Source organism: Bariatricus sp. SGI.019, from assembly GCF_050315235.1.
Lineage (GTDB): Bacteria > Bacillota > Clostridia > Lachnospirales > Lachnospiraceae > JAFBIX01.
This window is the reverse complement of the sequence record NZ_JBNPOQ010000035.1, coordinates 1-10,829: the sequence shown is the minus strand read 5'-3', so window position 1 is coordinate 10,829 and position 10,829 is coordinate 1. Positions and strand designations below refer to the sequence as shown.

Genomic DNA, 10,829 nt, shown 5'->3' with positions numbered 1-10,829 from the left:
TACTAACTAATCTAAATTCCCATTCTCTCATGCAACGAATAATAAACTTTATCGAAAGTTTCTTGCATTCCATCTCCTTTCGTGCAGGATACGATTTCATGTCGTGCTCCTTGCTTGTCAGTTAGAAACAATACTTTCCCGATATTTCCCTGAAGTCCGACTTCTATCTTCTGCATATCCGCCAACTGATACACACAGATATCACTCTTCTCCACAAGAACATAATCTTTTAAGATTATTAAACGATATTCTGGAATCTGCAGTGTCGAAGGATCTGCCAGTTGATGAAAGAATTCCTCTTTATCGGTAACCCCATCCAATTTAGATTTCAATGCTTTCTGTGATTTTATATTCATCACTGCCAGAAAAATTCCGACTAATGCCAGGACAATCGCTAACTTAACATTGGAAAACATGCATATCAATGCTACCGCCAGCAGGCTGATCCATACAATCATACCTGTCTTAAGTCTCTTTGCCCTCTCCTGGATAAAATCATAATATTTCTGCTGACCTGCCGTCTGGATATTCATCATTTTGGTCACTCTCTCTATTCTCCCGCCTTATATTCTATTTTCTATTAACGTACTTTCTCTGGAAATCCAACTTTTTTCTGAACTTTTCTCAATGTTTTATTTGCATAATACTGTGCTTTCTCAGCATTATTTTTAATAATACCATCAATATAAGCCTTGTCCTTTTCCAGACGTGCAACTTCATCCTGCAATGGCTTTAATACAGAAATCACAGCTTCTCCTACAGCGACCTTAAACTCACCATAACCCTTGCCATCAAATTCTTTTACAACTTCCTCCGGTCTCTTGCCTGTACATGCACTGTAAATATCAATCAGATTCTTTACACCTGGCTGTTCATCACGATATAAAATCTGTGCTTCAGAGTCCGTTACAGCACGCTTACATTTACGCATAATAGTGTCAGGATCATCCATCAGGTAAATACTTGCGTTTGGATTCTCATCAGACTTGGACATCTTCTTTGATGGATCCTGAAGGCTCATAATCTTAGCTCCTACTTTGCCGATATAAGCTTCTGGAATCGTAAAGACATCACCATAGATATTATTAAAACGCTCTGCAATATCTCTGGTCAGTTCCAGATGCTGCATCTGATCAATTCCTACCGGAACCACATCAGCCTGATACAGCAGGATATCCGCTGCCATCAATACCGGATATGTGAACAGACCTGCATTGATATTATCTGCATGCTTTGCAGCCTTATCCTTAAACTGCGTCATACGGTTAAGTTCTCCCATGTAAGTAAAACAATTCAGGATCCATGCCAGCTCTGCATGACCTGAAACATGGGACTGATAATAGATACAATTCTTCTCCGGATCCAGGCCTGCTGCAATATATAAAGTCAACAATGCTCTTGCTCTCTTTCTGAGCGTTGCCGGATCTTGTCTGACAGTAATAGAATGCATATCTACCACGCTGTAGAAGCATTCATATTCATTGCTTAAATTTACCCAATTCTTCAAAGCTCCCAGATAATTTCCCAATGTAAGGTTCCCGGTTGCCTGCATTCCGCTAAATAATACTTTTTTATCGTTAATCATTTTTCTTCCTCCACTCTCATCTTTCTTCCCATGGTTCTACTTCATCATTGTAATAGACCACATTTTCTGACAAAATCTCAGGGACATCGTCTGTTACCTGCACTTCTGTTACTGCACAGTTCCTATGTACGCCAATGCCCCAATACTCTGACAGAGGTTTACCCTTTATATAATTTAACATTCCCGCCAGTGCCGCACCGTGGGTTGAAATTAACACGTTGCTCTTCTGATATTGTTCTTTCTGGAAAAGTTCTTGTAAGAATTCCCCTGTACGCTTCTTTACTTCTGCGAAATTCTCTCCGCCCGGTGCCGGTACATAATTCTCCGGTTCATCAAAAAACCTGTGGAATTCTTCTGGAAGATTCCATCCACTCTTGGAACAGCACTTACCTTCATACTCTCCAAATGCCATCTCTATAATCCGGTCATCTTCTATAATTGGAATATCTCTTCCTTCCAGAATGATAGTTGCTGTCTCTTTCGCCCTGGATAATGGGCTGGAATAACACACGTCAAAAGGAATCTCTGCAAGACCTGTTGCTGTCTTTCTTGCTAACATCCGGCCAAATTCATCCAACGGAATATCGACCCGGCCTTGAATCCTTTTTTGCTTATTCCACTCCGTCTCTCCATGCCTTACAAAATATATCTTCATCATTAGCCTCCTTAACGTACCTTGTAAGTATAGCACATCTCCTTATGTTTTTCATAGCAAATTCACATAGAAAGTGTTATAATAGCTTAGAAAATAAAAAGGAGCCATGAATGTTATGGAAAAAATCACAAGTTTTACAATAGACCATATCCGCCTGATACCAGGACTCTATGTTTCTCGTATTGATCAGGTGGAAGGTCATCCCGTAACCACATTTGATATCCGTATGACCAGTCCGAACGATGAACCGGTTATGAATACCGCCGAAGTTCACACGATTGAGCATCTCGGTGCCACATTCCTGCGGAATCATAAAACATTTGCAAATAAGACTATTTACTTTGGACCAATGGGCTGCCGTACCGGATTTTATCTGCTTCTTTCCGGCAATTATGAATCCAAAGATATTGTTCCTCTGATGACCGAGATGTTTACCTTTATTGCAGAATTTGAGGGAGAAGTTCCCGGTGCCTGCGCCAAAGACTGTGGCAATTATCTGGACATGAATCTACCGATGGCAAAGTATCTGGCAAGCAGATATCTGAATCAAGTACTTCTGAATATCACTGACGAACAGTTACATTATCCAGAATAGACCAATATTCATAATATAAGAGTTCCAGCCGGAACTCTTTTTTCATCTCATAATCAGCTTTTTCCCAAACCAGACTCCGATCACACATCCTACTACACTCAAGAAGATATAGACAACTGCAACCCCTTTCTGATTTTGTTCCAGCAAAGTCAATGCCTCCAGTGAAAAAGTAGAAAATGTTGTAAATCCACCACATACTCCCGTCTTAAAAAAGAGCACCATATTCGGGCTGATTGTATCTTTACTGAAAGCAAGCCCTACGACCAGGCCAATGAGGATTGCACCTGCCAGATTCGTAATCAGTGTCAGCAGCGGGAATTCTCCTTTCCATGGCACAAGACTGATCACATAGCGCAAGATTGCCCCGACTGCTCCGCCACATCCCACCAAGAATAATTTATCCATATACTTTTTCCTCCTTCATAATATCCCCGCTCTTATATGGATGATTGTCATTCTATTGGTTCATGCAGGTAATCTGACACATTTCCATTGCTTTTAATGCATTCTTATGGCTTTCCGGTGTTACTCCAGCACAACATGAGGCATCAACAATCACTGGGACTTCCGGCAGAAATGCCTTTATCAACATAGCATTTGAAATAACACAGATATCTGTACAAAGTCCCACTAAGGTAACCGATTCAACTCCTGTCTCTCCTCTTTCTTTCAGTTCTGTATCTTGTGATTTCAATAACTGTCCAAGTACTGTAGAACCAAAAGTCGGCTTATCAATAGGCACTTCCTCACGCAAAGCTTCAATCTCGGCATTCAATTCCCATCCTTTGCTTCCTCTGATACAGTGCTCTACCGGAAGATTCTTTCCCTCCTGTGTTTCCAGATAATCCTTCTCATGTGTATCTCTGGTATAAAGAACTCTTCCCTTAAAATCCCGAATTTTTTCCACAACTTGCGGGACAATTGCTTCTGCTTCCTTTGTTCCCAATGCTCCGTTAATAAAATCATTCTGCATATCTACGACAACTAAAATATCCATGCTGTAGTCTCCTTCCGTAATTCACTCTTGTTTTCATTATATACAAGATTTTTCAGAAATCAAACTTTACTTGTATTTTACAGAATTCGTGATTGAATTTTTCACAGCCACGCCATAATATAATTGATAGAAAGAATACGAAATGAGGTTATCATATGCCATCTACTTATACACATTACAGATTTGGAAGAGATGTCCTGGTCACTTTGCCGGTTCAACTGCAACAACAGATTGAGTCTTATCGTCAGTTATATGATATCGGTCTGCACGGTCCCGACATTCTTTTTTATTATCATCCACTACGTACCAATCCGATCAATCAGATTGGGTACCAGATGCACGACGAACCTGCCGCACAATTTTTTACACAAAATGCTACTGCGTGGAAATATGCCTTAAATCAAGACGCACTTGAATCCTATCTTTATGGGTTTGTCTGTCATTTTATTCTGGATAGTATCTGTCACCCTTATATTGAAAAAATGATCTACATAAGCAAGATCAGCCACTCTGAGATTGAAACAGAATTAGACCGTTTTTTCATGGAAAAAGACAACCGTGATCCAAAGACCTATGTCCCGATTCAGCATATTTATCCCAATAAAAGCAATGCCAAAATCATTGCCCCATGCTTTTCCACTTTGACTGTAGACAATATTCAAACTGCTTTAAGAGGAATGATTCAAACTCATCATTTGCTGCATGCCCCTCATTACCCGAAACGCGCCTTGCTTCTGAATGCCATGAAACTTATCGGTCATTATGATTCTATGCATGGTCTGATAATGAATCCTTTTCCCAATGCCTCTTGCCACAACTATTGTCTTTTATTAAACCGTTTGTATCATGACGCTATACAGTCTGCAGCTGACGCTATTTTACAATATCAGAGAGTTTTAAAGGATAATGCTTCGCTTCCTTCTTATTTTCAACATACTTTTGGTGCCGGAGATAACTGGAAACAAAAAATCATATCCTTGTAGAAACCATTAAACAGAAAGGAAACATATATGAAATTTAAACTTACCACTTTAGAAAAACAATGGATACTTTACGATGTCGGCAATTCCGCTTTCGTTCTTCTTGTCTCTACCATCCTGCCGATCTACTTTAACTATCTTGGAGACAAGGCAGGCTTATCTTCTGTAGATTATCTGGCTTAATGGGGTTATGCCGTCTCTGTTTCTACATTGATTGTCGCTTTTCTAGGACCAGTGTTAGGTAGTATTGCCGATGTCCAGAATTATAAGAAACGTCTTTTTGCCGGCTCTATGATTCTTGGCGTGATCAGCTGTATCCTGCTGGGAATTGCTCCATCCTGGCTCTGGTTTCTTTGCATTTTTGTCGTTGCTAAGACAGCTTACTCTGTCAGTTTGATCTTCTATGATGCTATGCTTACGGATGTTACGACCGATGAACGTATGGATACCGTATCTTCAAACGGGTATGCCTGGGGTTATATTGGAAGTTGTATTCCTTTTATCTTATCACTTCTTGTTGTATTAAATTACGATAAGCTAAATCTTGCTATGTCACATGCAATGTTCATAGCATTTCTTATAACGGGATCATGGTGGCTGATATCTTCTCTGCCGCTTCTGCAAAATTACAAACAAACATATTATATTTCTATGCAAGAACATATAGTACACAATAGTTTTTCACGTCTGGGCAGGACATTTAGCGAAATTACCAGGGATAAGAAAATTCTTTTTTTTCTCCTGGCATTCTTCTTTTACATTGATGGGGTTTATACCATTATTGATATGGCAACCGCTTACGGCCAGTCACTTGGATTGGACAGTACTGGATTATTACTGGCGCTTTTGCTGACTCAGATTGTGGCATTTCCTTGTGCGCTGATCTTTGGATCTTTATCTAAGAAAGCCTCGTCTGTAACCTTAATAAAAATCTGCATTTTAGCTTACACAGGTATTGCCTTATATGCCATCAAATTAGATACACAGCTTGATTTTTGGATTCTGGCTGTATTGGTAGGAATGTTCCAGGGCGCTATACAGGCACTTTCTCGCTCTTACTTTGCACAGATTATTCCAGCTGAAAAATCTGGTGAATATTTTGGAATTATGGATATCTGCGGAAAAGGAGCCTCCTTCTTTGGCACTTTCCTGGTATCATTTATCAGTCAGTTAAGTGGAAGTACCAATGCAGGTGTCGGCTCCCTTTCAGTTATGTTCCTTCTTGGCTTTTTCTTCTTCGGTCAGGCTGCTAAATATCAGACCAACAGAAAATAAATATTCTATATCGGACAATTATTCCATACTTCCAGGGAATTTGGGGATTCCATCGAATCCGATCTGAAGATCTGCATCCGTTGGAATATAATCACTCATTTCTCCGTTATGGAATTTTTCATAGGCAACCATATCAAAATATCCGGTACCAGTCAGGCCAAACACTATTGTTTTTTCTTCACCTGTCTCTTTGCACTTCAATGCCTCATCAATAGCAACTTTAATAGCATGGCTGCTTTCTGGTGCCGGAAGAATACCTTCTACTCTTGCAAATTGTTCAGCTGCCTTAAACACGGATGTCTGTTCCACGGATCTAGCCTCCATATATCCATCTGCATACAATTGTGACAAGATAGAACTCATACCATGATATCGCAATCCACCAGCATGGTTTGGAGATGGAATAAATCCACTGCCTAATGTGTACATTTTCGCCAGTGGGCAGACCATTCCGGTATCGCAGAAATCATATGCGTACACACCTCTGGTAAGACTTGGACAAGATGCAGGTTCAACTGCAATAAACTGATAATCCTTTTCTCCTCTTAATTTTTCTCCCATAAATGGAGATATCAATCCTCCAAGATTGGAGCCTCCTCCGGCGCATCCAATGATAATATCTGGTTCGATTCCATATTTATCCAAAGCCGTCTTTGTTTCCACTCCTATGACAGACTGATGCAGTAATACCTGATTCAGCACACTTCCCAATACATATCTGTATCCTTCGCTTCCCACTGCAACTTCAACTGCTTCCGAAATGGCACAGCCAAGACTTCCTGTTGTTCCCGGATGCTCTGCCAGAATCTTTTTACCAACCTCTGTCTCCATAGATGGAGATGGTGTTACACTTGCACCATACGTACGCATAACTTCACGGCGGAAAGGCTTCTGTTCATAAGAACATTTTACCATGAATACTTTACAGTCCAGATTCAGGTAAGCACATGCCATAGAAAGAGCGGTCCCCCACTGACCTGCTCCGGTCTCCGTTGTAACACCCTTAAGCCCTTGTTTCTTGGCATAATATGCCTGCGCAATTGCTGAATTCAGCTTATGGCTTCCGCTTGTATTATTTCCTTCAAACTTATAATAGATCTTTGCCGGTGTCTGTAACTGCTTTTCCAGGCAATATGCTCTGACCAACGGTGACGGACGATACATTTTATAAAAATCCTGTATCTCCTGTGGAATATCAATATAACGGTTATCATTATCCAATTCCTGCTTTACCAGTTCCTCGCAAAATACGCCAGATAGTTCTTCTGCCGTCATTGGCTGTAACGTTCCCGGATTCAAAAGTGGTGCCGGTTTATTCTTCATGTCTGCACGTACATTATACCATTGCTTCGGCATCTCACTCTCTTCAAGATAGATTTTGTAAGGGATTTTGTTTTCTTGCATTTTTCTGTTCTCCTTTCATTCATAAGTGTCTGGGAACAGGGCAGCTTAAATTCTAATAAAATAAAAAATACCCTTATCCCATACAATTGTTATTGCAGGGACAAGAGTAGTATAAATCAACTCCTGCGGTGCCACCCGGCTTGATATGCACTTCATGCATACCCTCTCATGCGTACCATCATACGCGTACTTTGTTAACGGAGTAATCTCTCCGGCTTGCCTACTCTGCTATGATCATCCATTTCAGCTCGCCCTCGGAAGCCCATTCCCGATAGCTTTAACCTACCGCAATCCCACCACCTGCGGCTCTCTGTATGGCAAATATCTGTCAGTACTTACTCTTCCTCATCAGTTTAGTAAAACTTTACCACGATAACTTGCGAATGTCAATAGAGGAGAGGTGAATTTTTTTAATTCCTTTCCTCTATTAGAAAAAGCTGGATACCTGACGTACCCAGCCTTTCTGTAAATCTTTTCCTAAATTATGCTAATTTGCTCTTTGCAAGCTCAGCAAGTGTAGCAAATCCAGCCGCATCATTAACAGCCATCTCTGCCAGCATCTTTCTGTTCATATCAACATTAGCCAGTTTTAAACCATGCATAAACTTGCTGTATGATAATCCATTCATTCTTGCAGCTGCATTGATACGTGCAATCCATAACTGACGCATCTGACGTTTGCGCTGTTTTCTTCCTGCATAAGAAGATGTAAGAGCTCTCATAACAGACTGTTTTGCAACTCTGTACTGTTTAGAACGTGCTCCTCTGTATCCTTTTGCTAACTTTAATGTTCTATTATGTTTCTTTTTAGCGTTCATTCCGCCTTTGATTCTTGCCATGTCTTATTTCCTCCTTCAATACTTTCCCAATATCTTACAGATATGGTAATACTTTCTTCATGTTCTTTACATTTGTTGCATCAGTAATGATTGGTTTTCTAAGATTTCTTTTTCTCTTTGTAGATTTCTTAGTTAAGATATGGCTCTTGTAAGCTTTATTTCTTTTTAATTTTCCTGTACCTGTTTTTTTGAAGCGCTTTGCAGCTGCTCTATTTGTTTTGATCTTTGGCATAATAAATTTCCTCCTTAAAATTTATAAATATATTTTTAACGTTTTTCAGTTAAAACCATGCTCATACTTCTGCCTTCCAATTTAGCAGGTTTTTCAACAACTGCAACATCTGCAAGTAATTCTGCGAAATCATCCAGAATATGTTTGCTCTGCTGCATATGTGCCATCTCACGTCCTCTGAAACGCAGAGTAACCTTTACTTTATTTCCTTTTGAGATGAATTTCTTTGCATTATTGACCTTTGTATTAAGATCGTTGGTCTCAATATTTGGTGAAAGACGCACTTCCTTCACTTCAACGGTTTTCTGTTTCTTCTTTGCCTCTTTTTCCTTTCTTGCAAGCTCATATCTGTATTTTCCATAGTCAATAATCTTGCAAACTGGCGGCTGAGCCTTCGGAGCAATCTTTACAAGATCCAGTTCTGCCTCCTGAGCAATCTTCATTGCTTCTCTCGGGGACATTATACCCAACTGTTCTCCGTCTTCTCCAATAACTCTTATTTCTTTGTCTCTGATCTGCCCGTTAATCATTAAATCGCTAATTGTCGCGCACCCCCATCATAAAATAAATAAAAATAAGTGAATAGTTTTTCGACTATCCACTTTACATATCTGCACAAAATGATCTATAATAACAAGAACTTCTATACTCAATATCAAACCAATAGTCACCCAATTGTGCTATGGTGAGAGTGGATACTCTACTTTCTTTTTTGCCTCACGCATTATCTAATTTATCATATATATTTTTATGTGTCAATATCTATTTTCACAATTTTTTTTGCATATTTAAAGATTTTTCGTTCATATTTCTTAATTATTCTTGAAAAAATTATGCTTTCATGCCATAATAGGGCATGTTCTATATTTTGGAATGTCAGTTTTATATTTTTGAGGAGGTTTTTTTATATGAATAGCAGGAGTAACTTTTCCAGTAAACTGGGATTTGTTCTGGCCGCTGCTGGCTCTGCAGTAGGTCTGGGAAACATCTGGCGATTCCCTTACCTTGCTGCCAAATATGGTGGAGGAACATTCCTATTAATTTATCTGATTCTAGCAATCACTTTCGGATTTACCCTTATGATTGCCGAGATCGCATTGGGACGCAAAACAGGATTAAGCGCTATTGGAGCATTCAAATCCCTGGATAAGCGTTTTGGATTTCTAGGAATTTTAGCATCTCTCGTTCCAATCATTATATTCCCATACTATTCTGTAATCGGAGGATGGGTCATCAAATACTTTGCAGTATTTATAAGTGGCGGTGTTCAGGCATCCGCAGGAGATACTTACTTTACTGACTTCATCAGCGGTTCTGTTGAACCAATCGGATGGTTCTTCTTATTCATGGCATTCACTGCTGTGATCGTTTTATGCGGTGTAGAAAAGGGAATTGAAAAAGTTAGTAAGATTATGATGCCGATTCTGGTCATTCTTACTATCATCATCGCAGTATATGGTCTTACATTAGATGGTGCTATGGAAGGTCTTATCTACTACATAAAGCCACATATGTCCGATGTATCCGCCAAAACAATTCTGGCTGCTATGGGACAGCTCTTCTATTCTATGTCTCTGGCAATGGGTATCATGATCACATATGGTTCTTATATGAAAAAAGAAAATAATCTGGAGAGCTCTGTTCGTCAAATAGAAATCTTTGATACTGGAATCGCTTTCCTGGCAGGCCTGATGATCATCCCTGCTGTATTTGCTTTCTCCGGCGGCGACCGTTCTATGTTAAATGCCGGTCCTGGACTTATGTTCATGACGCTTCCAAAGGTATTCGCAAGCATGAGATTCGGCGGTGTTATCGGAACAATCTTCTTTGTTCTCGTATTTTTCGCAGCCCTTACTTCTGCAATCTCTCTGATGGAGACTATCGTATCCGTTTTCATGGATAAATTTGGATGGAAACGTAGATTTACCGGTATTTTCGTTGCAGTATTAGCATGTATTATGGGAATTCCTTCTTCTCTTGGTTTCGGACCATTAAGCTTCATTAGTTGGATGGGAATGTCAGTACTGGATATCATGGACTTTATCAGCAACAGTGTATTAATGCCAATTGTTGCATTCTTTACTTGCATTTTTGTTGGTTTCACCATCAAGCCAAAAACAATTTCCGATGAAGTAAAGGCAACCGATGGAACTTTCAAGGCAGAAAAAATGTTCAATGTCATTATTAAATGGGTTGCTCCAGTCTTCCTCGTACTGATTCTAATAAGTTCCGTAGCAAGCGCACTCGGATTGTTCACAATTTAAATG

Annotated in this window: 12 protein-coding genes and 1 pseudogene; 4 read left to right on the top strand and 9 right to left on the bottom strand. The window is 39.7% G+C overall.

The features are described 5' to 3' along the window. Positions 1–11: 11 nt before the first annotated feature. Genes ACQRD1_RS14185 through ACQRD1_RS14175 form a run of 3 tightly spaced genes read right to left on the bottom strand, consistent with a single transcriptional unit; the run spans position 12 to position 2,243 of the window. Positions 12–536: a hypothetical protein gene (locus ACQRD1_RS14185; RefSeq protein ID WP_235234140.1), complete on the bottom strand. Its 525-nt coding sequence runs from the start codon at positions 534–536 to the stop codon at positions 12–14. 44 nt (positions 537–580) lie between these two features. Further along, complete coding sequence (gene trpS, locus ACQRD1_RS14180; protein ID WP_235234124.1) at positions 581–1,585, bottom strand: tryptophan--tRNA ligase; 1,005 nt, start codon at positions 1,583–1,585, stop codon at positions 581–583. 16 nt (positions 1,586–1,601) lie between these two features. Beyond that, the gene (locus ACQRD1_RS14175) at positions 1,602–2,243 is read right to left on the bottom strand and encodes a histidine phosphatase family protein (RefSeq protein WP_427787890.1); all 642 of its coding nucleotides are present in this window, start codon (positions 2,241–2,243) and stop codon (positions 1,602–1,604) included. 112 nt (positions 2,244–2,355) lie between these two features. Here ACQRD1_RS14175 and ACQRD1_RS14170 point away from each other — a divergent pair, with 112 nt between their 5' ends. After that, positions 2,356–2,835 carry an S-ribosylhomocysteine lyase gene (locus tag ACQRD1_RS14170; RefSeq protein ID WP_235234126.1) on the top strand — a complete coding sequence of 160 codons (480 nt, stop codon included), beginning with the start codon at positions 2,356–2,358 and terminating at the stop codon, positions 2,833–2,835. Positions 2,836–2,877: 42 nt separating this feature from the next. On the opposite strand, the gene crcB is transcribed toward ACQRD1_RS14170, so the two are convergent. After that, positions 2,878–3,240 (bottom strand): fluoride efflux transporter CrcB, encoded by a 363-nt coding sequence (crcB, locus tag ACQRD1_RS14165; RefSeq protein WP_235234127.1) that lies wholly within the window; start codon positions 3,238–3,240, stop codon positions 2,878–2,880. Between the two features lie 52 nt (positions 3,241–3,292). Continuing rightward, positions 3,293–3,832: a cysteine hydrolase family protein gene (locus tag ACQRD1_RS14160; RefSeq protein WP_235234129.1), complete on the bottom strand. Its 540-nt coding sequence runs from the start codon at positions 3,830–3,832 to the stop codon at positions 3,293–3,295. Positions 3,833–3,987: 155 nt separating this feature from the next. Between ACQRD1_RS14160 and ACQRD1_RS14155 the strand changes: the two genes are divergently transcribed. After that, positions 3,988–4,815 carry a zinc dependent phospholipase C family protein gene (locus ACQRD1_RS14155; RefSeq protein ID WP_235234130.1) on the top strand — a complete coding sequence of 276 codons (828 nt, stop codon included), beginning with the start codon at positions 3,988–3,990 and terminating at the stop codon, positions 4,813–4,815. A 27-nt stretch (positions 4,816–4,842) separates the two neighbouring features. Then, a pseudogene (locus ACQRD1_RS14150) lies at positions 4,843–6,087 on the top strand (MFS transporter). Positions 6,088–6,105: 18 nt separating this feature from the next. On the opposite strand, the gene ACQRD1_RS14145 reads toward ACQRD1_RS14150, so the two are convergent. The 4 genes from ACQRD1_RS14145 to infC all read right to left on the bottom strand — a co-directional run bounded on the left by ACQRD1_RS14145 (position 6,106) and on the right by infC (position 9,092). Continuing rightward, complete coding sequence (locus ACQRD1_RS14145) at positions 6,106–7,491, bottom strand: TrpB-like pyridoxal phosphate-dependent enzyme (protein WP_235234132.1); 1,386 nt, start codon at positions 7,489–7,491, stop codon at positions 6,106–6,108. Between the two features lie 482 nt (positions 7,492–7,973). Beyond that, positions 7,974–8,330 carry a 50S ribosomal protein L20 gene (rplT, locus tag ACQRD1_RS14140; RefSeq protein ID WP_235234134.1) on the bottom strand — a complete coding sequence of 119 codons (357 nt, stop codon included), beginning with the start codon at positions 8,328–8,330 and terminating at the stop codon, positions 7,974–7,976. A 34-nt stretch (positions 8,331–8,364) separates the two neighbouring features. Further along, positions 8,365–8,562, bottom strand: coding sequence for a 50S ribosomal protein L35 (gene rpmI / locus ACQRD1_RS14135; RefSeq protein ID WP_004606643.1), 198 nt, complete (start codon positions 8,560–8,562; stop codon positions 8,365–8,367). 35 nt (positions 8,563–8,597) lie between these two features. Continuing rightward, on the bottom strand, positions 8,598–9,092 hold the full coding sequence (gene infC / locus ACQRD1_RS14130; RefSeq protein WP_235234136.1) for a translation initiation factor IF-3: 495 nt from the start codon (positions 9,090–9,092) through the stop codon (positions 8,598–8,600). Positions 9,093–9,470: 378 nt separating this feature from the next. Between infC and ACQRD1_RS14125 the strand changes: the two genes are divergently transcribed. Next, entirely contained in the window at positions 9,471–10,826 is a 1,356-nt protein-coding gene (locus ACQRD1_RS14125) for a sodium-dependent transporter (RefSeq protein WP_235234137.1), read from the top strand. The last annotated feature ends 3 nt before the right edge of the window (positions 10,827–10,829 follow it).